21 protein-coding genes and 1 pseudogene are annotated in these 19,868 nt (G+C 64.6%); 11 read left to right on the top strand and 11 right to left on the bottom strand.

Translation table 11 applies throughout. The annotated features are described in order from the left end of the window. Positions 1 to 190 precede the first annotated feature (190 nt). Both RhoFasB10_RS19015 and RhoFasB10_RS19010 read right to left on the bottom strand, forming a co-directional pair. Positions 191 to 2,236 (bottom strand): PhoX family phosphatase, encoded by a 2,046-nt coding sequence (locus RhoFasB10_RS19015; RefSeq protein WP_167678027.1) that lies wholly within the window; start codon positions 2,234 to 2,236, stop codon positions 191 to 193. Positions 2,237 to 2,341: 105 nt separating this feature from the next. Beyond that, a complete protein-coding gene (locus RhoFasB10_RS19010) occupies positions 2,342 to 3,682 on the bottom strand; it encodes an AraC family transcriptional regulator (RefSeq protein WP_254303628.1) in 1,341 nt (446 codons plus the stop codon). A gap of 166 nt (positions 3,683 to 3,848) precedes the next feature. On the opposite strand from RhoFasB10_RS19010, the gene fepB reads away from it, so the two are divergent. Both fepB and RhoFasB10_RS19000 read left to right on the top strand, forming a co-directional pair. Next, on the top strand, positions 3,849 to 4,826 hold the full coding sequence (gene fepB, locus RhoFasB10_RS19005) for a Fe2+-enterobactin ABC transporter substrate-binding protein (protein ID WP_068430627.1): 978 nt from the start codon (positions 3,849 to 3,851) through the stop codon (positions 4,824 to 4,826). A 1-nt stretch (position 4,827) separates the two neighbouring features. Next, positions 4,828 to 5,628 (top strand): SIP domain-containing protein, encoded by an 801-nt coding sequence (locus tag RhoFasB10_RS19000; RefSeq protein ID WP_068430631.1) that lies wholly within the window; start codon positions 4,828 to 4,830, stop codon positions 5,626 to 5,628. Between the two features lie 63 nt (positions 5,629 to 5,691). On the opposite strand, the gene RhoFasB10_RS18995 is transcribed toward RhoFasB10_RS19000, so the two are convergent. From RhoFasB10_RS18995 to RhoFasB10_RS18960, 7 genes and pseudogenes are all read right to left on the bottom strand, one after another. Then, positions 5,692 to 6,420, bottom strand: a complete 729-nt coding sequence (locus RhoFasB10_RS18995) for an amino acid ABC transporter ATP-binding protein (protein ID WP_068430635.1) — start codon at positions 6,418 to 6,420, stop codon at positions 5,692 to 5,694. A 2-nt stretch (positions 6,421 to 6,422) separates the two neighbouring features. Then, positions 6,423 to 8,135, bottom strand: a pseudogene (locus RhoFasB10_RS26450) (ABC transporter substrate-binding protein/permease). Between the two features lie 133 nt (positions 8,136 to 8,268). Continuing rightward, a complete protein-coding gene (locus RhoFasB10_RS18980) occupies positions 8,269 to 9,033 on the bottom strand; it encodes an LLM class F420-dependent oxidoreductase (RefSeq protein ID WP_167678025.1) in 765 nt (254 codons plus the stop codon). Positions 9,034 to 9,070: 37 nt separating this feature from the next. Then, a complete protein-coding gene (locus tag RhoFasB10_RS18975) occupies positions 9,071 to 9,583 on the bottom strand; it encodes a TIGR04338 family metallohydrolase (RefSeq protein WP_308115173.1) in 513 nt (170 codons plus the stop codon). Positions 9,584 to 9,601: 18 nt separating this feature from the next. After that, positions 9,602 to 9,928, bottom strand: a complete 327-nt coding sequence (locus tag RhoFasB10_RS18970; protein WP_167678023.1) for a TfoX/Sxy family protein — start codon at positions 9,926 to 9,928, stop codon at positions 9,602 to 9,604. Continuing rightward, entirely contained in the window at positions 9,891 to 10,352 is a 462-nt protein-coding gene (locus tag RhoFasB10_RS18965) for a hypothetical protein (protein ID WP_167678021.1), read from the bottom strand. The genes RhoFasB10_RS18970 and RhoFasB10_RS18965 overlap by 38 nt, the downstream gene beginning before the upstream one ends. A 12-nt stretch (positions 10,353 to 10,364) precedes the next feature. Next, positions 10,365 to 11,183, bottom strand: coding sequence for a DUF2786 domain-containing protein (locus tag RhoFasB10_RS18960; protein WP_068430991.1), 819 nt, complete (start codon positions 11,181 to 11,183; stop codon positions 10,365 to 10,367). A 185-nt stretch (positions 11,184 to 11,368) separates the two neighbouring features. Here RhoFasB10_RS18960 and RhoFasB10_RS18955 point away from each other — a divergent pair, with 185 nt between their 5' ends. Genes RhoFasB10_RS18955 through RhoFasB10_RS18940 form a run of 4 tightly spaced genes read left to right on the top strand, consistent with a single transcriptional unit; the run spans position 11,369 to position 14,710 of the window. Beyond that, a complete protein-coding gene (locus tag RhoFasB10_RS18955; protein WP_068430652.1) occupies positions 11,369 to 12,640 on the top strand; it encodes an ABC transporter substrate-binding protein in 1,272 nt (423 codons plus the stop codon). 29 nt (positions 12,641 to 12,669) lie between these two features. Continuing rightward, positions 12,670 to 13,719: a sugar ABC transporter permease gene (locus RhoFasB10_RS18950; RefSeq protein ID WP_206031096.1), complete on the top strand. Its 1,050-nt coding sequence runs from the start codon at positions 12,670 to 12,672 to the stop codon at positions 13,717 to 13,719. Next, complete coding sequence (locus RhoFasB10_RS18945) at positions 13,716 to 14,537, top strand: carbohydrate ABC transporter permease (protein WP_068430655.1); 822 nt, start codon at positions 13,716 to 13,718, stop codon at positions 14,535 to 14,537. Before RhoFasB10_RS18950 ends, RhoFasB10_RS18945 begins: the two co-directional genes overlap by 4 nt. After that, positions 14,534 to 14,710 (top strand): hypothetical protein, encoded by a 177-nt coding sequence (locus RhoFasB10_RS18940; protein ID WP_165839539.1) that lies wholly within the window; start codon positions 14,534 to 14,536, stop codon positions 14,708 to 14,710. Before RhoFasB10_RS18945 ends, RhoFasB10_RS18940 begins: the two co-directional genes overlap by 4 nt. Positions 14,711 to 14,731: 21 nt before the next feature. On the opposite strand, the gene RhoFasB10_RS18935 is transcribed toward RhoFasB10_RS18940, so the two are convergent. Next, positions 14,732 to 15,322, bottom strand: a complete 591-nt coding sequence (locus RhoFasB10_RS18935; RefSeq protein WP_068430658.1) for a TetR/AcrR family transcriptional regulator — start codon at positions 15,320 to 15,322, stop codon at positions 14,732 to 14,734. Between the two features lie 63 nt (positions 15,323 to 15,385). Here RhoFasB10_RS18935 and RhoFasB10_RS18930 point away from each other — a divergent pair, with 63 nt between their 5' ends. Both RhoFasB10_RS18930 and RhoFasB10_RS18925 read left to right on the top strand, forming a co-directional pair. After that, a complete protein-coding gene (locus tag RhoFasB10_RS18930) occupies positions 15,386 to 15,880 on the top strand; it encodes a hypothetical protein (protein ID WP_167678020.1) in 495 nt (164 codons plus the stop codon). A gap of 45 nt (positions 15,881 to 15,925) precedes the next feature. Beyond that, entirely contained in the window at positions 15,926 to 16,078 is a 153-nt protein-coding gene (locus tag RhoFasB10_RS18925) for a hypothetical protein (protein ID WP_167678018.1), read from the top strand. A 14-nt stretch (positions 16,079 to 16,092) separates the two neighbouring features. On the opposite strand, the gene RhoFasB10_RS18920 is transcribed toward RhoFasB10_RS18925, so the two are convergent. Beyond that, entirely contained in the window at positions 16,093 to 16,764 is a 672-nt protein-coding gene (locus tag RhoFasB10_RS18920) for a TetR/AcrR family transcriptional regulator (protein WP_068430664.1), read from the bottom strand. 134 nt (positions 16,765 to 16,898) lie between these two features. Here RhoFasB10_RS18920 and RhoFasB10_RS18915 point away from each other — a divergent pair, with 134 nt between their 5' ends. From RhoFasB10_RS18915 to RhoFasB10_RS18905, 3 genes are read left to right on the top strand one after another with little or no spacing between them, the layout of a single operon-like run. Next, a complete protein-coding gene (locus tag RhoFasB10_RS18915) occupies positions 16,899 to 17,795 on the top strand; it encodes an alpha/beta fold hydrolase (RefSeq protein WP_068430667.1) in 897 nt (298 codons plus the stop codon). After that, a complete protein-coding gene (locus RhoFasB10_RS18910; RefSeq protein ID WP_068430670.1) occupies positions 17,792 to 18,670 on the top strand; it encodes a metal-dependent hydrolase in 879 nt (292 codons plus the stop codon). Before RhoFasB10_RS18915 ends, RhoFasB10_RS18910 begins: the two co-directional genes overlap by 4 nt. Beyond that, on the top strand, positions 18,667 to 19,719 hold the full coding sequence (locus tag RhoFasB10_RS18905) for a PDR/VanB family oxidoreductase (protein WP_068430673.1): 1,053 nt from the start codon (positions 18,667 to 18,669) through the stop codon (positions 19,717 to 19,719). Before RhoFasB10_RS18910 ends, RhoFasB10_RS18905 begins: the two co-directional genes overlap by 4 nt. The last annotated feature ends 149 nt before the right edge of the window (positions 19,720 to 19,868 follow it).

Here is a 19,868-nt window from a genome sequence, read left to right as displayed (position 1 = left end):
CGGATTGTGTGCACACGAGGTTTACACAATCGTTACCACCGGTCAACCGCGTTACAGGGTGCGCCGAGAGCCTGAAGAGAAGTCACAGAACTGCTGTGACGATTGGAGGAGAACTAACAACGAGGAAGGCGCGCACAGCCGGAACGAACCGGCTAGTACGCGCCCTCCTCGGTCAGCGTCGTGCTGGCAGTCAGGCCTTCCAGACCGCCACCATCGCGGGCCGCGGCTGCGAGCTGCCACCGTCGGGCCAGTGCGAGATGGGGTTGTCGGCCGACGCCTCGTCGAACTCGCCCGGGTGCTGCACGGCGACGACGACGCGCTCGTCCTGGATGATCGGGCCGCACGTCTCGGCGCCTGCGGGGACGGTCAGGAACTGACGGGTCTCGCCGCGACGCTCACCGTCGAGCACGACGGCGAACAGGCCGTCGTTGGACTCGAGGGCGTTGCCGTCGGTGGAGATCCACAGGTTGCCCTTGCTGTCGAACGCGAGGTTGTCCGGGCAGGAGATCGGGCTGACCTGGCTCTTGTCGAAGCCGCCGAAGTAGGTGTCGGCCTCGTTCGGGTCGCCGGCGACGATGAGCAGGTTCCACACGAAGGATGTGCCCGCGTGGTCGTCCTCGATCTCGAGGACCTGACCGTTCTTGTTCTTGTTGCGCGGGTTGGCCTCGTCGGCTGCTGCCTTGCCCTCGGTGCCGCGGTTGGTGTTGTTGGTCAGCGCGACGTACACCTTGCCGGTGACCGGGTTCGGCTCGAAGTCCTCGGGGCGGTCCATCTTCGTCGCGCCGACCTTGTCGCCTGCCTGACGCGTGAACACGGCGACCTCTTCGGCGGACATGCCGTCGACGAGGGACTCTCCGCGTCCGTCCTCGTTCGTGCGCAGGATCGGGATCCACTCGCCCTTGCCCGCGAACTTGCCGGACTCGGGAAGCGTTCCGCTGCCGTCGATCTGGTCGGGAGCATCGCCGGTGAGGACGGCGACGTACAGGGTGCCCGCGTCGAGGATGCGCATGTTCTCGCGCATCGCGGCCTGTCCGTTGCCGGGCATGACCTTTCGGCTCGAGACGAACTTGTACATGTAGTCGAAGCGCTCGTCGTCACCGCTGTAGGCGACGACCGTGCCGTCGTCGGTGACGTAGATAGTCGCGGCCTCGTGCTTGAAGCGTCCGAGGGCGGTGTGCTTGATCGGGGTCGAGTTCGGATCCCACGGATCGACCTCGACGACGTACCCGAATCGGTTGACCTCGTTGGGATCCTGCGCGATGTCGAAGCGCTTGTCGAAACGTTCCCACTTGCGGTCGCTGCCGGCCCCTTCGATGCCGTAGCGCGCAAGGCGTTCTGCCGCAGCGGGATCCGTGACCGTCTCGGCGTTGCCGAAGTACTGGTTGAAGTTCTCCTCGCCGGACAGCACCGTGCCCCACGGCGTCAGGCCGCCGGAGCAGTTGTTGAACGTACCGAGCACGCGGGTGCCCGTCGGGTCGACCGACGTCTTCAGCAGGTCGCTACCCGCAGCGGGGCCGGTGACGAGGAACTCGGTCGTGCCGGTGATACGACGGTTGTACTGGCCGAACGCGGGAGTCAGCTTTCCCGAACCGGATTCGCCGTTGACCTGCACGACCGACAGGCCGTGAGCGGCGAGGCCGATCTCGAACTGCTCGCGGGTCGGGTTCTCCTCGTCGTATCCCTTGAACAGGAACGGCTCGGTCGTGTACTCGTGGTTGACGACCAGGAGGTACGCGTTCGGGGTGCCCTCGATCGGCAGCAGGCCCGCGAAGTCGTTGTTGAAGCCGAACTGCATGGCCTGAGCCGCAGCGGTCTGGTTGTCGAAGTCGAACGCCGGTGCACCCTCGACGACCGGGTCGCCCCAGCGAAGGAACACCTGCTGCTCGTAGCCCTCGGGGACGACGACGGCGTCCTCGGTGTTCGGCGCGACCGCGGTGAAGTCGACACCGTCGACCTCGGGAGCGGTGGTGCTGCCCGACGCTGCGGTGGTCGTCGACGAGTCGTCGCTGCTGCACGCTGCGAGCACGCCGCCTGCACCGACTGCGACGACCGCCATCGCACCGCCGCGCAGGATGCCGCGCCTGGTCATGGCCGTCTTGACGATGTCACCGAAGTACTGCCCCTTCGAGGTGTTCGGGACCTCGTGGAAGCAGGCGTCGCCGCACTTGTACTTGCAGGTCATGTTGGAGCGTGCGGAGCTTCCGTCGTGCACCGCGAACAGGGGTAGTGGCTTCATGACTCGGCACAGTGTCAGTCAAAAGCAAAGGTAAAGGAACGTCTCGGTTACGCCGGGACCAACGGGAGGCGCCTTCGGCGCACGTGCACGAAAATACATAGCCCGCTATGTATTTCTATGCACATGGCGAAGCCGCCCGAAATCTCTGGGCGAAATTCCGTGCGCGGTGGTGAACGCCCGGGTGAACGCGGACATGTGCGCGTACCCTAGCCGTCGGGCGACGACGCTCGGCGCGACACCCAGGTGAAGTTGATTGCGCGCGTGCGTCATTCGTGACAGCGCCCGCCACCTGGGGTACGTCGATCCCGTCTCGGTGCGAAACTCCGTGCGCAATCGGCGTTCGTCGACGCCGAGTGTCGACGCCCACTCGGCGAGCGTGCGTGTGTCGGCCGGATGCCTGGCGATCGTGGCGGCCAATCGTGCGGCGAGGGATGTGGTCGGCGCGCCGGTGTCGGACGTCGACGCCATCCAATCGAACAGGCTGGCGCTGTCGAACACTCGAGGCCGCAGCGTCGTGTAGGTGGACACGACCCGATGCAGTAGATACGGCTCGTCGGCACGGGTGAAGTGCACGTGCCCGCCTGTCGTCGACACATCCTGCGGTGACCGAAAACCGACAGGCAACAACAGAGAGCCCTCGTCGACGTCGATAGTATTGCGGACACCTGCGGGCAGGATGACTGCCTGCCCTTCGTCGAGCGGTACGACTCGCTCGCCGATCCGAGCGGTCCCACATCCTCGGTACATCCAGACCGCGACGTGCGCACCGTTCACGCGGGGCCACGTCGATCCCGCGGGTAACGTTGGTGCAGAAAGTAGTTCGACGTTCGGTATCGGTGCAGCTCGATACCGTCTCGGGCTCACGCCCATATGGGCCGTGAATGCTGTGGTGAAGCCGCTCACTGTCGAGAACCCGACCTCGTTCGCGATCCACCCGACGCTGCGACCATCGGCCAGATGACCGATTGCGGCAGCAATGCGCGCCCGAGTTCGCCACTGCGTGAACGAGAGTCCTGTCTCGTGAGCGAATCGTCGTTGCATGGTCCTGACACTGATCCCGGCAAAATCGGCGAACTCGGCGGGTGACCGTCGCGAGCCAGGGTCCCGGAGAATCGCCTGTGCGACGTCGAACGACTCCGCCGAACGCGGGAGCGGCGGAAGCGTCGACGTGCCGGGCGGGACGGACCCGGCAAGATTGGACCTGGCTGACGCGTCGCCGCGCAGGTATCGGAGGTTCAAGGCGAACTCGTGCACCAGGCCGTCGTCCCATTCCGGCGGGACGACGGCCTGCGTCACGACGGTCGGCTCGGTCGCAGGATCGGCACGCGGCAGCAGGATCGGGAATGCGACGGTCCCTGCTGCGGTGTTCATGCTGACGCGTCGACCTGCTGGAATTCGCACCGACGTGCCGGCCGGGACGTCGTAGGACGTGTCATCGACAGTCACTCGCGCCGTCCCCGTCATTGTCCAGAACAGCATCGAGCTCGGCGCAGCCGTCGTCTCGCCGCGGCATGGCGGTACTGGTAACACGTTGGCGCTCCCGGGCAACTTTTCGTACTTAGTTTTGGCTAACTTTACGTGCGTTCCACCCCTGAGCGAGAGAGACCGACGAATGCTTCGATCCACACGGGCGGCAGTCCCACTGTTCGCCGCCCTTCTTTTCGCGGGCTGCGCGACGCCCGAGAACCCGCCGGCGGGAAGCGGCGGCTGGTCCCGAACCGTCGAGCACGCCGCAGGCACAACCGAACTGACGTCGAAACCGACGCGCATCGTCTCGACATCGCCGTCGTTGACCGGGGCGTTGTTGGCGATCGGTGCCCCCGTCGTCGGCAGTGCTGCGACCACGCCGTCGGGTCTGTCGGACGACAAGGGCTTCTTCACTCAGTGGGCGTCCGAGGCCGATGCGCGCGGCGTCGAGGTCGCGTACGACGGGCTCGCATTGAACCTCGAGGCCGTGCAACTCCTCGAGCCGGATCTGATCATCGGGTCGTCGAACGGTGGTGACTCGACGCTCGACGCGTACGACCAGCTGAGCGCCATCGCGCCCACGGTGCTGATCGACTACGGCACGCCGTCGTGGGAGGACGTGACTCGCGAACTCGGTACGGCGACGGGGCTCGACGACGAGGCCGAGCGCGTCGTCGACGACTACGACGCGTGGGTCGCCGAGCAGGCCGCGAAAATCGCTCTTCCGGAACAGCCCGTCACCGCTCTCGTGTACTTGCAGGCCGACGGCGTCTGGGCATTCACGTCGGACAGTCCGCAGGGCAAGCTGCTGACCTCACTCGGGTTCACGTACAACGATCCACCCGCCGATCTGCAGACCCCGCGTCAGGGCGCGTCCGGCGTAGCGGTGGTCAGTCCGGAGAACTTGTCTGCGGCTTTCGCGGATTCGCGAACATTGTTCGCGGTGTCGATGGGGCCGGCGGATCAGGATCGTGCGTTGACGGCGGAACCGTTGTTGGCCAATCAGGTGGCAGTCTCGCAGAACCGCGTGTTCTCGCTCGGCACAGCAGCATTCAGGCTCGATTACTACAGCGCTATGCAGACAGTCGATCTGCTGGTGTCGCTTTTTCAGAAGGGACGATGAGATGGCAGTACTACGCGAGAGCGCACACGACCGTGAGCTCGACGACACCGTCGCGCAGATCGAGGCTTTGGAGCGTCCGGCTCCGAGCATCCTGCGGTTCACCGCGCGACTGACGCAGGGAACCGAGAACCCGAATTGGTTGCGGCCCAATACCGCTCTGCGGATTCAGCTCGGCCCCGAGTTCGACGACGTGTCGCGGGTCTACACCGTTCGGTCGTTCGACGCGAAGTCGAGCTCGATGATGGTCGACGTCGTTCTACATGGCGAGGAGAGCCCGATGATGCGATGGGTGCATTCCCTGCAGATCGGTGACACGTTCGCGCTGACCGGTCCGCGGCCTCACTTCGTGGTGCCCGAGAAGGACCGGCGCGCAGCAATTTTCGCCGACGACACGGCCATCCCTGCACTGTTTGCGATCCTGCAGCAGTGGCCTGTCGGACGAACCGCCATCGGTTGGGTCGCCACCGACGACGCCGAGGCTTTCGACGAACTGCCCGATGTCCCGGGCGTCGAACTGCACCTGATCGGCAAGAACGACAGTCTGGCCGAGCAGGCTTTGCGACTCGAAACTCCTGCCGCACATGTGGTGTGGGGTGCCGGCGAGCGCGACGAGATGCGTGCGATCCGTAAGTTCTTCCGCACGACGCACGGACTCGAGAAGGACGATGTCGCGGTGTTCGGCTACTGGAAGCGCGGCGTGAGCACGACGGATATCGACAATCGCCGCCGGATCAATTACCAGAAGATCCTCGCGGCGGGTGGGACTCTCGCGGATATCGACGATCTGGAGATAGGCGACTGACGTCCCATGTGCACGAAAACACATAGCGGCCTATGTATTTTCGTGCACGTGCGCCGAAGGCGCCTACAAGACCTGCGACAGAAACTGCTTCAAGCGATCGGTGTGCGGATCGTCGAAAAGCTGCTCGGGCGTGCCGGTTTCGACGGCCATGCCGTGATCCATGAACAGCACCTTGTTCGACACCGAACGGGCGAAACCCATCTCGTGCGTGACGACGACCATCGTCATACCACCGGATGCGAGGTCGGCCATCAACGCGAGAACGCCTTTGACGAGCTCGGGGTCCAACGCCGACGTGGCCTCGTCGAAGAACATGACCTGCGGCTTCATCGCGAGGGCGCGGGCGATCGCGACGCGCTGCTGCTGACCACCGGACAGGTTGCCGGGCCGCGAATCGGCCTTGTTGCTCAGCCCGACGAGCTCGAGCTGTTCGAGCGCGGCCGCGCGAGCCTCCTCCTTGGACATCCCCTTGAGCTTGCGCAGACCGAGCGTGATGTTGTCCGCAACGGTCTTGTGCGGGAACAGGTTGAAGTGCTGGAAGACCATGCCGATGCGCTGACGTAGCTCGTCGGGATTGTCCCTGAGGACCGACTTTCCACCGAGCAGGATGTCGCCCTGATCGGGTTCGTGCAGCCGGTTCAACGCGCGCAGCAGCGTCGACTTGCCGGACCCCGACGGCCCGATGACCGTCGTCGTCCTGCCTGCGTCGACGTGTACGTTGACCCCGCGCAGCACCTTGTTGGTACCGAACGCGAGGTGAATGTCGGTGCCGGTCAACGACACTGATGTCATGTCTACCTCTCCACCACGAGCGAGACCTCGACCGGATCGAGGGTTCCCGAAGTGTCGGCCTTGCCCGAGCGCAGCCGCTTGTCGATGTAGTTGACGAGGTGCGTCAGCGGAATCGTCAGGATCAGATAGAACACGCCCGCCGCCAACAGAGGCGACAGGTTGCCGGTCTGTGCAGCGGTGTCCTGGCCCACTCGGAACAACTCGCGTTGCGACGCGAGCAGCCCGAGGAAGTAGATCAGCGAGCTGTCCTTGATCAGCGAGATGAACTGATTGACGATCGCCGGGAGGACGCGTCGGATGCCCTGCGGGACGACGACGAGTGCCATCGATCGCCGGTAGCTGAACCCGAGCGCTCGTGACGCTTCGAGCTGTCCGGAATCGACGCTCTGGATACCGGATCGGAAGATCTCACCGAAGTACGCCGCCGCCATCAGCGACAGCGCAGCGATTCCGAGCGGGAACGGACTTCGGCTGCCGGTGAACTGCGTGAGCGTCGGCCCGAAACCGAGCCCGATCAACAGAATGACGACGGCCGCCGGGAGGCCACGGAACACGTCCGTGTACACCCGCGCAGGCCATCTCAGCCAGCGGGAGCGGGAGATGCCCGCCACCGCAAGCCCGAGTCCGATCACCGTACCGATCACCCCGGAGGACGCAGCCAAGATCAGGGTGTTCGGCAATCCGACGGTGATCAGCTTGGGAACGGTCTCCCAGATGAGTTCCCAATCGAAGAACGTGTCGTACAGATTCGACAGTGTGCTCATGAAATCGGTGAATCAGTTGGCAGGAGGCGTGGAAGCCTTGCTGCCCGGCTTCCAGTCGGACGGAACCTCACGGTCCGGGTACCACTGCTTCTCCAGCGTGGCCCAGGTGCCGTCGGCGACGACCGCGTCGAGTCCGGAGTTCAGCGCGTCGATCAACGGCTGGTTGTCCTTCGCGACGGCGAATGCCGTGAAGTTCGTGGTGTTGATCGTCTTCTCGAGGATGGCGACGCCGTCCTCTGCCTTGACCTGACCCGATGCCTGCTGCGACGGGGCGACCCACGCATCGATCTGTCCGGACTTCACGTTGGCGTACGCGGTGTTGTAGTCCGGGAACCGAACCGGCTCGATGCCGAGCGTGTTGGTGACGTAGTCGTCCTGCACGGTGCCCTGCACGACGCCGATGCGCTGCTGGTCGTCGAGCTCGGCGATCTTCTTGATGGCGTAGTCGTTCTTCGCGACCAGTGCCATCTCACCGAAGTCGTACCCGTTGGTGAAGCCGACGGTCTGACGGCGAGCATCCGTCGTCGAGATGGACGAGGAGCCGGCGTCGTACACCTTGTTGTTGACGGCGGCGAGCAGCGCCGAGAACTCGGTGGCCGAGAACTCGACCGTCAGGTTCAGCTTTGCGGCGACGGCCTTCAGCAGCTCGTTGTCGAAGCCGGTGAAGTTGCCCGCCGCGTCGATGAAGATGTTCGGCGGCGCGTCGGACAGCGTTCCGACGTACAGCTTGCCCGGCTCGATCAGACCGAGGTTCGCGGTGTCGATCTGATCGAGCGGGGTGACGTCGTCCGTCGTGTATTTGTCGAGAGATGCCTGGTCGGAGCCCGCAAGCGCGTTCTCACCCGTCCCGCCGGAGCTGTTGTCGCTCGAACAGGCGACGGCCCCGAGTGTGAGTGCAAGCGTCGCAGCAATGGCTGCGATGGCACGGCCTCGTAAACGTCGACTGGTCACGGCGGAACTCCTCGATATGTGGATGAAAGACTCCTGAGGCTAGCGCGGCTGCGCTGACGTCCAGAAATCGGAGTGCGGTTGGAACCAACCAGCACCGACCGAATCGTATTCCGCCGCGATCGGTCCGTGTCTTCTAGCGGTGCGCGTCACGCCACGCGATGGCGTCCTTCACTTCGGTCAGGTCGTACTCGGGACCGCCCGTTCCGACGGTGAACAGCGTGGCACCGGCGTCGACGAAATCCTGCGCCTTGTCGGCCCCCGGCCAGGACACCGACCGAGCGATGGACGTGACGTCGCGGCCGACGGTCTGCCCGTGCCCCGCGAGGATGCCGGACTTGCGCTTCAGCTCATCCAGATCGGCGAAGCTGTGCCAGATGTTCGCGTACTCGGCGACCAGCTTCAGCGTCTTCTTCTCGCCGCCACCACCGATGAGAAGGGGGATCTGCCGCGTCGGTGCCGGGTTGCCGACCTTCAGGCGGTTCACGATGCGGGGCAGGTATTCGGCCAGGAGTTTCAGGCGCGAGCCCGGGGTGCCGAAGTCGTAGCCGAAGTTGTCGTAGTCCTTCTGATTCCATCCGGCGCCGATTCCGAGGATCAGCCGGCCGCCGCTCATGTGGTCGACGGTGCGGGCCATGTCGGCGAGCAGGTCGGGGTTGCGATAGCCACCGCCGGTGACGAGGGCGCCGATCTCGACGTTCGACGTCTGCTCGGCCCACGCACCGAGCATCGTCCAGCACTCGAAGTGGGCGCCGTCGAGGTCGCCGTACAGGGGATAGAAGTGATCCCAGTTGAACACGATGTCGACGCCCGCGTCCTCGGAGCGCAGAACCGCGTCGCGGATGAGGCCGTAGTCGGGAGCATGCTGGGGCTGAAGCTGAACACCGATCTTCACAGTCATTCCGCCATTGTGCGCCTGCACGGGCGGCGCAGCCGCCCTAACGAATTTCCACACCCGCCTCGAGCATCGTCGCCCGTAGCAGAAAGCCTGCCTCCTGCCCGATGATCTCCTCGACGAGCGTCACGAAACGCTCGACGAATTCACCTCCGTGCGAGGGCAATTCGCTGTCGGGCGGTTCGAAGTGGTGGGCCAGTTCGTGCAACACGACCAGCTCCCGAAGTGCCCACGCCTCGTTCCGGCGATGCAGGGGAACCGCGATGGTCTGCGTGTCCCGCTCGTAGTGCGACGCGCCCGCTCCCGACCGTTCTCGCACATGTACGACGCCTCCCGCATCCGGCCAGCGCTCGCGGACCCAGTTCAGCTGCAGGACCGCGTCGACGTAGGCCTGCACCGACTCGATCGACGCGAACTTCCGCTCGATCGGCAGCGTGATGGTCGACCCGTGAATCTGCACGGTGCGCAGGTTGCGCTCGTCGGCGCGGTCGAACATCAGACGCACCATGGTCTCCGCGTCGTACACCTTGGAGCGCTGCGCATCCTTCGTCTTCACCGGCGCGAGCTTAATGTCCTAGGTGTGTGCCGCGTTGTACTCCAGCGCGACGCCGACCCAGAACCGCACGCCGTCGCCCTCCAACGCGTCGGCCGAGACGACGATCCAACTGTCTCCCATGTCGCGGCCGCCCATCACGGCCCGCCTTACGCCTGGCCGTGCCGTCAGTTCGTCGTTGCAGGCAGGATCGATCTTCACGAGCATCTCGCCATCTGCATGCGCGCCGACGGCGATCTTGCCGCGGACCATGAATTCGAGGCCGCCGAACATCTTCTTCTCCACCACCGGTGGTTCCCCCGCCAGCGCGTCACGAATACGATCTGCCAACTCCGCGTCGTAAGCCATGGAAGAGAGTGTGCGCCTGTTCGCCCGTCGGCGCTGGAAACTCGTAGCGCTTCGTGTGATCGCCCGACTGCACGACGACGGCCGCGAGCGTCGGCCTACCGGCGGGCAGTATGCGCACCGTGATGGAACCCGATGTGGCGCAGCGTAAATGGTCGACGACGGCACCGCGGATCTCGTCGGCGACGTCGGGTTCGTACGGTCCGAGGCCGCCGTCGTCGAGCAGGTGAACGGTGACGCCCCGTTCCCGCGCCGCCCGTGCGGCCTGGGCTATGTCCGGCACGTCGAGTGCCTTCGCGCGGATGCTGTCTCGCAAGGTGGCTTCGACGAGCACGGCTTCTCGACGAGTTGCGTCGTCGAGAGTGCGATCGGCGATGCGGCCGAGAAGGACGAACAAGGTGGTCGAGCCGTCGGAGCTGGCGTTCAAACTACTCGCGCATCAGCGCCCGAGCTGCCTGGTCGAGTGACCGATCTCGGTCTCACCGCCGAGCCGGGCCGCCCGGCCTGCTCGGTCGCCCGCCGAACGCGCGCCGCGGGAGTAGCCGGCGCCGGCGCTCTGACGCCTCCACGTGCCCCGTGCAGTCGACGTCGACGAGTAGTAGTCCTGTAGTTCGACTTCCTTGTTGCGCAGCGCGAGCGCGGTACCTGCGTCGGCCCTTTCCTCCGCGATGGCCGTGGCCTCGGCCTCCTTCTTCACCGCCTCCAAGCGCTTCCCGATGCGTTCGGCGAACGCCGTCTGGAAGTTGAGACGGGCCGTCACCGCGGCGACCGGCACTGTTTCCCGACGCTTGTATCGTCGTCGCCCGACCGTCTCGACGACCGTCCGCACCGCGGTCTCGCTGCGATAGGCACCCGATTTGATGTAGGCGTCCGACGCGCGAACCATCTGGATCAGCAGGCTCGAGTAGAGGGCCTCGCAGGTATCGATGTCGGAGTCGTAGCCATAGGCGAACACCTGCGTCGACGTCCTGGCCACGTCGCACTTGACGTCGTTGGCGAACGCGATGGACACGAAGAGATGCACGAACGTCTTCAGGCCGCGTTTGCCGGGCTCACCGATGGTGATGACGCGGTGCGACGGCGTCGCCTGCTTCTCACGGGACGCGCTGTGCGACCGCGCGACCGCGAGATCGATCGAAGCCGACGTCGCGAGCCGCTGCGCAGCCTCCATGAAGGCCTCGGCCTCGTGCGGGTTGTCGGTCGACTCCGCCTGCCGCAGCAGCCCGCCGATGCGGGTCAGCATCTTCTCGGAACTCACCCGCGTGACGGTACTCCCCGACACCGACAGCATTGTTGACCGATTCAGTGATGGCGTAATCACCCCTTTCGGGTGATTTGTGTGCCACAGTGCCTATCGACATGTGCGTGGGGGACGGCACATTCGGTGTTCCCGTGTGACTTCTCCCGCGCACACCACGTTGTACGAATCAAGTGGAGAGACAAATGGCGTCTTCGATCACGAAGGTAGCGGTGGCGGCGACCGCTGCGGCCCTGCTGACGATCACCGCATGTTCCAGTGACAGCGGCTCGAGCGATTCTGCGTCGGAAAACACCGACGGTCGCGGCCCCATCACCTACGTCGAGGGCAAGGACACCACCGAGACCGGTGTCGTCCGCCAGATCATCGACGAGTGGAACGCGGCCAACCCCGACGAGCAGGTCACGTTCAAGGAACAGTCGAACGACGCCGACCAGGCCCACGACGACCTGGTCCAGCACCTGCAGGCAGAGCAGACCGACTACGACGTCATGGCACTCGATGTCATCTGGACCGCCGAGTTCGCAGCCAAGGGCTGGCTCGTTCCGCTCGAAGGCGAGTTCGCACTCGACAACGCCGGTGTTCTCCCGGCCACCGTCGAGAGCGCCACCTACAACGGCACGCAGTACGCAGCACCGAAGAACACCAACGGCGGCCTGCTGTTCTACCGCAGCGACCTCGTTCCCGCTGCGCCCACCACGTGGGACGAGCTCACCGCGAGCTGCACTGTTGCGGTGGAGAACAACATCGACTGCTACGCAGGACAGTTCGCGTCGTACGAGGGTCTGACGGTCAACACGTCGGAGATCATCAACGCACACGGCGGATCCTTCGTCGGCGAGGACGGCACGACGCCGACCGTCGACAGCCCGGAGGCCAAGGCCGGTCTGCAGGCACTGGTGACGGCGTTCCAGAACAATGTCATCCCCGCTCAGGACACCACGTTCAAGGAGCCCGAGAGCCAGCAGGCGTTCGAGGACGGCAAGGCGCTCTACCTGCGCAACTGGCCGTACGTCTACGGCACCGCCGCCAAGGAAGGCTCGGCAGTCGCAGGCAAGTACGCGGTCGCACCGCTGCCCGGAGTCACCGGTGTCGGCACCTCGACGCTCGGCGGCTACAACGCCGCGATCAGCGCGTACTCGGAGCACAAGGCCACGGCTGCCGACTTCCTGCGCTTCCTGCAGGGCGAGCAGGCTCAGCGCATCATCGCCGAAGGCGCACTGCCTCCCGTGCTCGGCTCGCTGTACGACGACCCGGCCCTGATCGCCGAGATGCCGTACCTCCCGGCTCTGAAGCAGTCGATCGAGAACGCTGTTCCTCGCCCGGTCACCCCGTTCTACCCGGCCGTCTCGAAGGCCGTGCAGGACAACGCTTTCGCCGCTATCAAGGGTGAGAAGACCGTGGACCAGGCCATCGCGGACATGCAGGCCGGTATCGAGTCGGCAAGCTCGAACTGACGTCCTCTTTCTTCAGCAGGAGAATTCATATGGCTGTGCCTACTGGTGAAACCAGTGGGGCTGCACCGACGACCGCGGCCGGGGGGGATTCCCCCGGCCGCGGTCGACATGCACGCACCGAGAAGAAGCGCCGGTTCGGACTGACCTCCGGCCGGGCCTGGTTGCTGATCGCGCCGACACTGGTGATTCTGGCGATCGTCATCGCCTACCCGGTCATTCGAGCCGTGATCATGTCCTTCCAGAAAGACCAGGGGCTCGATCCCGCGACGGGAATGTTCGTCAAGGGCGGCAGTGCTGGATTCTCCAACTACACGCACTGGATTCTGCAGCAGTGCACGTCGGCGTCGGGCACGCTCGTGCCCTGTCCCCCCGGCACTCTCGGTTCCCAGTTCTGGGGAGCCGTCGGCAACACGGCCTTCTTCACGGTGGTGACGGTGGCCATCGAGGTCGTCATCGGATTCGCGATGGCCGTCATCATGGGCAAGACGTTCGCCGGGCGAGCTCTGCTGCGTGCGGCCATCCTGATTCCGTGGGCCATTCCGACGGCCGTCACCGCGAAGCTCTGGTACTTCATCTTCGCGTACGACGGAATCGCCAACAAGATTCTCGGAACCAACATCCTGTGGACCGGTGATGCGTGGCCAGCGCGGTTCGCGGTCATCATCGCCGACGTCTGGAAGACGACGCCGTTCATGGCGCTGTTGATTCTCGCTGGGCTGCAGATGATTCCAGCCGACGTCTACGAAGCTGCGCGCGTCGACGGTGCGTCGGCGTGGCAGCGGTTCACCCGGATCACGTTGCCACTCGTGAAACCCGCTCTGATGGTTGCCATTCTGTTCCGCACGATGGACGCGCTGCGCATGTACGACCTTCCGGCGATTCTCACCGAGGGCAATCCCGCGACGCGCACCATCTCGATCCTCGTCGTCGAACAGATCCGCCAAGGATTCAACAGCGCCGCGGCACTGTCGACCATCTCGTTCATCATGATCTTCATCGTCGCGTTCGTCCTGGTGAAATTCCTGGGCGCCAATGCGGTTGCGACGCAGGAGAAGCAGCGTAAAGGTGAGATCCTATGAAGACAGCACGCATCTACCTCGGTGTCGTGATCATCCTCGTCTGGGGTCTCGCGCCGTTCTACTGGATGGTCGTCACCGCGCTGCGCGATCCGCGCTACACGTTCGACACGACGCCCTGGCCGACGCACGTGACGATGGAGAACTTCTCCAACGCACTGTCGACGAGCAACGGCAACAACTTCCTGCGCGCCGTCGTCAACAGCCTGATCATCGGTGGTGTGACGACGCTCGTCGGTCTCGTCATCGGCATCTTCGCCGCATATGCTTTGTCCCGCATCGACTTCCGCTTCAAGTACATCGTCGTCGGCATCGTGCTGGGTGCGTCGATGTTCCCGGTCGTCGCCCTCGTGACGCCGCTGTTCCAGTTCTTCACCGATATCGGGTGGATCGGGAGCTACCAGGCGATGATCATCCCGAACATCTCGTTCGTGCTGCCGCTGACCATTTACACGCTGACGGCGTTCTTCGCCGAATTGCCGTGGGAGCTCGAAGAAGCCGCGCGCATCGACGGTGCAGGACGCTTCCAGGCCTTCCGTCTGGTGATGTTGCCCATGGCCGCACCCGCGCTGTTCACCACCGCGATCCTGGCCTTCATCGCCGCGGTCAACGAGTACCTTCTGGCGAGCCAGCTGTCGAGCGACAAGACCGAACCCGTCACCGTCGCGATCGCGCGGTTCTCGGGCAACGACCCACACGTCGTGCCGTACGCGGCGATCATGGCCGCAGGAACCATCGTCGCCATTCCGTTGGTCGTCATGGTGTTGATCTTCCAGCGCCGCATCATCTCCGGTCTGACCGCGGGCGGCGTCAAGTCGTGAGTGCTCAGGACCACCTGCAGCTCGTGGCGGGCATCCTCGGGTTCTTCGCGCTGATGGCGTTCGTCGCTGCGGTCGCGGGCATCGTGCGCGGTGAGCCGAGCATGATGGCGTCGGCGGTGCTGGTGGGCCTCCTGGCTGCACTCTGGTTCGTCGTGCGGCGGATCAGGGCCTGAGCTAGCTGCCCTGATCGGATGTCAGGGCTGGACCAGACGTCGTGCAGCGTCCAACAATTCGTGCCGATGTTCGGTGACCGTCGACGGCCTGTGCTCGACGACGTGGTGCAGCACGCCGTCCGACAAAATGCGAAGCCAGAGTGCACTACTCGCAGCCGTCCGGTCGACGCGCATGGTCTTCTGACGTTGCCCTTCGGAGACGATCCGAACAAGAGTGTCGTGAACGAGTTCTGTCTCGGCGTTCAACGCACTGGTCACGTCGTGGTGGTCGGGGACGGTGGCGAGAGCCGCCACGAACCCGGGAAGATCGCTGTCCGACGCGTCGGCAATCACGTACTCCGTCCACAATGCCAGCGCACCGTCGGCGTCGCGCGTCGCGTGCCGAGCGATGTCGTTCATCAGCTGTCGAATGCGCTCGAGGTCCCGCTGAAGTATGGCAACGAGAACAGAAATCTTGGTCGGAAAGTGGTGGAAGAACGTACCCGAGGACACGCCTGCAGCCGAGCAGATCTGCGCTGTGCTCGTCCGTTCGTATCCATCCTGGGCGATACAGCGATAGGCGGCGGCCACGATGTCGTCTCGTCGATCGGTGGAGCGCGCTCGTGGGGTCACCGATCGTATCCTCCGAATCATGATCGCTAGAGTGTTCGCTCTAGAGTATGTACTCTAGCGATCATGGTAGCGGAGGAATCGTCTGCGCTGGACATGTCGCGGAAAAGACTGCTGCTCAGCCTGGTCCTCGGGGCGACCGTGATCGTCGGCATCTACGGTCGTCCGCCGGACATCGAAATAGCAGGGCTGGATCTGCGATTCGGATCGAGCGGACCGTCGGCGGGCGATCCATGGAAGTGGTTCGGCGCTGCGCTGCTGCTGGTCGTCGTCGTCGCTGTCGAACGCCGTGGTCTCGGATCGCTGCTCATTCGTAGGCCGACCTCACGCGACATCGAATGGGTCTTGTACGCGTTCGGCGCAGTCATGTCGTGGGCCTGGCTGATAGGCCTGATTGCGCCACAGCGGAACAACGACGGCATCGAGACTGTCATCGCCCTCGGAGTGGTCGGCGTTCTGGCATTGATCGTCACCGCCGCCGTCACCGAGGAGATCGTCTACCGAGGATTTCTCGCCGAACGGCTCGGGGAGCTGTTCGGGGGTGGACAGGCCGCACGGTGATTCGGGGCAGCCACGAGCCTGGCAATCTTCGTTCTACCGCACCTGGTGTTCTTCGGACCGTCGTGGCTGCTGCATCAACTTCCCGGCGCCGCCGCCATCGCCGCCATCGCCCTGGTGCGTCGCAATCTGCCGGCCGCAATGCTTCTGCACCTGCTGATCAACCTGCCCATGCTCATACCGACCGTCATGGGTGGATGACCCGTTCGCGACGGCTACTCTCCCTTCAACCGGGCAAGGGTGACGAAGATGGGCTCGTCGGCGTCGAGATCCACTTTCTTGCGCCGCAGAAACGCGTCGAGCACTCCCCACACGAGGTCGGTGACGTTGTCGACGAACTCGGCCGGCTGAGCGTCGGGTGCGTCGAGCCACAAGTCGGTCGCCGCGAGAAGAACCCCGACAGCGGCGCGGCAGGCGTAGTCGATGCCGTCGGTGTCCACGTCGACCGACTTCAAGATCGACGTCGCCACGCCTGTGAACCGATCGCTGATGTCGCGTCCGATATCGAGCGGCGGAGCGGCGCCCGAACCCTCTGGCGCCGAACGTGATTGGGCGAGAAAGCGGAACACGTTGGGATGCCTGGCCACGACCTGCGCATAACCGGTGATCGCATGTCTCAGCGCCGACGACGGGGCGTCGAGCAGGAAGTTGAAGTCCGACACGGCGAGCTCGTAGACCTCGTCGGCCATCCGCTGTGCGACGGCGCTGTAGAGATCGGCCTTGTCCGCGAACTGGCGGTACAGCCGTGGCTTCGTCGTGCCGGCCTCGCGGGCGATGTCGTTCATGCTCGGATTCGGGCCCTGGTCGTCGAGAACGCGAAAGGCAGCATCGACGAACTCTTCGCGGATGTGCGTCCTGCGGGCTTCCGGGTCTCGTGACGTCGGCATCGCACCATCCTAGGTGTTACCGCAGGTAGTCGTGGCGAAGCCTTGACACCGCCGTCGCAGATGGTGGATTGTCGAGTGAGCCGTACCGGCGGTAACGTTTATCGTACCGTCGGTAACAACGACCTGGAGTACGCATGACCATCGAGAGAGAACGGCAGATCACGTCGGTGCGCGTCGACGGTGCCGAACTGGCCGTGTTCGTCAGCGGCAACCCCACCGGACCGACGCTCGTCCTCGTACACGGCTGGCCGGATACCCACCATCTGTGGGACGGGGTCGCGTCGCGTCTCGCCGATCGCTTCCGTCTCGTCTCGTACGACACGCGCGGCCACGGTCGGTCCACCGGAACGGGAACCGTCGCCGAGATGCGGCTCGAGCAGTTGGCCGACGACTTCATGGCCGTCGTCGACGCGGTGGCCGGTTCGACGCCGGTACATGTGCTCGCCCACGATTGGGGGTCGATCCAGGTGTGGGAGGCGATCTGCGAACCGGGTGCCGAGGTGCGCGTCGCCTCGTTCACGTCGATCTCCGGCCCGAGTCTCGATCACTTGGGCAAGTGGATGCGGCAGGCGCCGTCGACTCCGAAAGGTCTGTGGCAGCTGTTCACTCAGCTCGTATCGGGTGCGTACACGCTGTTCTTCATGGCGGGAGCATTGCCGCGCGCGGTCTTTCGTGTGTTCGGCCGTCGCTGGACGTGGGCACTCGGCCTACGCCTGTTCGAGCGGGTTCCGGGGCGACACATTCATCTCGCGGATACCCTGCAGCAGGACATGATTCGCGGTCTTCGCATCTACCGCGCCAATATTCCGCGCAAGATCCTGCGTCCCGACGAGCGCTACACCCACGTTCCGGTTCAACTGCTCGTCCCGTCGCGCGACCCCGCTGTCCGGCCTGCGTCGTTCGCAGGAATCGATCGCTGGGTGGCCGACGTCAGCCGAACCGATGTGCGCTCCGGCCACTGGCTGCCGCTGAAGGACCCGGAACTGGTCGCCACCGCCACCGCCTCGTTCGTCGAAAGGAACTCGAAGTGAACGCCCATGAGCCAGGCGATATTTCGCTGCATGCACGCAATGTCTCGTTCGACTGGTCGAGCACGCCGCTGCACTGGATGCCGTCGGAACCCGTCGCGTCGCACACGGTCAGTGCGCTGAATCTGCTTCTGCCCGAGGGTGAGCGGTGGTTCTGCGCAACGTACACCGAGGCCCTGCCTCTGATCGCCGACGCGAAACTCCGCGAGGACGTGCTCGGATTCATCGGCCAGGAGGCGATGCACGCGGAGACCCACAACGTCGTGCTGTACGACTTTCTCGACGCGCACGGCGTCGACCCAAGGCCGTTCGCGGCGCACGCCGAATACCTGATGCGCAAGGTTCTCGGACCCCGACCTGCGTCGACGCCCACAGCGCAGAAGCAGCAACTGGTCGAACGCATCGCCTTGATCGGTGCCATCGAGCATCTGACCGCATTCCTCGGTGACTATGCGTTGAACTCTCGCTGGGACGAATTGGGCGGCGACGCAACGATGATCGACCTCTACCGGTGGCACGGGGCCGAGGAAGTGGAGCACCGCAACGTCGCACACGACGTCGCGATGTACTTCGGGGTCGGGTACTTTCGGCGCAACGTCGCGATGGTCATTGCGTTCGTCGCCTTCATGGTGCTGTTGCTGCGCGGCACCCGGTACATCGTCACCCAGGACGCGAGTATGAAGAATCGCGGGTACGTGAGGCTGTGGCTCGGCTGGCTGGGCGCGACGCGCCGCGGCGCGCTGCCGTCGCTGATGCAGATGACGAAAGGCGTTGCGCGGTATCTGAAGCCGTCGTACACACCGGAGAACGAAGGAAGCACGGCGCAAGCCGTTGCCTACCTCGCGAAGTCGCCCGCGGCTCGGGCGGCACACCGATGAACGTCGCGCTACCCGTTCCCGACGCCATCCCAGGCGACCTGTACGGACGTCGGGAGCGGGATCCGCTGCTCCGCGTGTTGGAACGATTGATGAACGCGCACATGCAGTCTCTGCGGCTCTGGCATCGAAAGGATGTCGTGGGCGAGCAGAACGATCGACGCATGTCCGTCGTCGTGGTCGGACGAACCGTCGAGGCGCACGACGAGAACGTCGTCGGTTTCGTGTTGGCAGGTGCAGGTGAGCTGCCGTCGTGGCGTGCGGGTGCGCACATCGACGTCGAACTGCCGTCCGGGCGACTGCGGCAGTACTCGCTGTGTGGCGACCCGGCGGACAGTACGACCTATCGAATTGCCGTGCGCCGCATACCCGACGGTGACGGCGGTTCGATCGAGATGCACGACGAGGTGAGCGTCGGCACGCAGCTGACGATTCGAGGCCCGCGCAATGCGTTCGCATTCGCGGTACCCGGGCACGGCTCCGACGCCGATCATCTGCACTTCGTCGCGGGCGGCATCGGGATCACGCCGATCCTGCCGATGGCGCGGCTGGCCCAGCGTCTGGGCGTCGACTTCTCGATGGTCTACACCGGTCGTAGCGAGGACTCGCTGCCGTTCCTCGACGACGTGCGCAGCTTCGGCGACCGTGTGTCGATCCGAACCGACGACGTGGACGGAATCCCCTCTGCGCAGACACTTCTCGAAGGTTCGACGCCGGCATCCGCGATCTATGCGTGCGGTCCGATGCCGATGATCGACAGCCTGCACCGCGGTGTTCACCCGGAGTCGGAGTTCCACTTCGAGCGCTTCTCGGCGCCGCCGATCGTGAACGGCGTACCGTTCACCGTGGTACTGAATCGCACCGGTGAGCGGATCACAGTGCCCGCCGACAAGTCGATCCTGGACGCGGTCAAGCCTTTTCGGCCCGACGTTGCCTATTCGTGCCGCCAGGGATTCTGCGGCACCTGCCGCGTGCCGGTCGAGGGCAGGCCCGACGGCATGCTGATCTGCACCGAGCGGACCGAGGGGGAAGAAGTGACACTGCACATGTGAGTGGGAATGTATAGCCCTCTGTATGTGCTGTCTACATAGATGTGAGACACGATGTCTACATAGATGTGAGAGTCGATTCTAGGCGGCGGGGGCGTGGAGTTGTCCTTGGTATCGCTTGTCGCGGTCGAGGTGTAGGTGTCCTAGAACAT

Source organism: Rhodococcus sp. B10, assembly GCF_011770055.1.
Lineage (GTDB): Bacteria > Actinomycetota > Actinomycetes > Mycobacteriales > Mycobacteriaceae > Rhodococcoides > Rhodococcoides kyotonensis_B.
This window is presented reverse-complemented; position numbering and strand designations above follow the sequence as displayed.

Excerpts from the sequence above, each read along its gene's own strand:
- RhoFasB10_RS19015 (WP_167678027.1), bottom strand. The coding sequence starts at position 2,236 with ATGAAGCCACTACCCCTGTTCGCGGTGCACGACGGAAGCTCCGCACGC.
- fepB (WP_068430627.1), top strand. The coding sequence starts at position 3,849 with ATGCTTCGATCCACACGGGCGGCAGTCCCACTGTTCGCCGCCCTTCTT.
- RhoFasB10_RS19000 (WP_068430631.1), top strand. The coding sequence starts at position 4,828 with ATGGCAGTACTACGCGAGAGCGCACACGACCGTGAGCTCGACGACACC.
- RhoFasB10_RS18995 (WP_068430635.1), bottom strand. The coding sequence starts at position 6,420 with ATGACATCAGTGTCGTTGACCGGCACCGACATTCACCTCGCGTTCGGT.
- RhoFasB10_RS18980 (WP_167678025.1), bottom strand. The coding sequence starts at position 9,033 with ATGACTGTGAAGATCGGTGTTCAGCTTCAGCCCCAGCATGCTCCCGAC.
- RhoFasB10_RS18970 (WP_167678023.1), bottom strand. The coding sequence starts at position 9,928 with ATGGCTTACGACGCGGAGTTGGCAGATCGTATTCGTGACGCGCTGGCG.
- RhoFasB10_RS18955 (WP_068430652.1), top strand. The coding sequence starts at position 11,369 with ATGGCGTCTTCGATCACGAAGGTAGCGGTGGCGGCGACCGCTGCGGCC.
- RhoFasB10_RS18950 (WP_206031096.1), top strand. The coding sequence starts at position 12,670 with ATGGCTGTGCCTACTGGTGAAACCAGTGGGGCTGCACCGACGACCGCG.
- RhoFasB10_RS18945 (WP_068430655.1), top strand. The coding sequence starts at position 13,716 with ATGAAGACAGCACGCATCTACCTCGGTGTCGTGATCATCCTCGTCTGG.
- RhoFasB10_RS18930 (WP_167678020.1), top strand. The coding sequence starts at position 15,386 with ATGGTAGCGGAGGAATCGTCTGCGCTGGACATGTCGCGGAAAAGACTG.
- RhoFasB10_RS18920 (WP_068430664.1), bottom strand. The coding sequence starts at position 16,764 with ATGCCGACGTCACGAGACCCGGAAGCCCGCAGGACGCACATCCGCGAA.
- RhoFasB10_RS18915 (WP_068430667.1), top strand. The coding sequence starts at position 16,899 with ATGACCATCGAGAGAGAACGGCAGATCACGTCGGTGCGCGTCGACGGT.
- RhoFasB10_RS18905 (WP_068430673.1), top strand. The coding sequence starts at position 18,667 with ATGAACGTCGCGCTACCCGTTCCCGACGCCATCCCAGGCGACCTGTAC.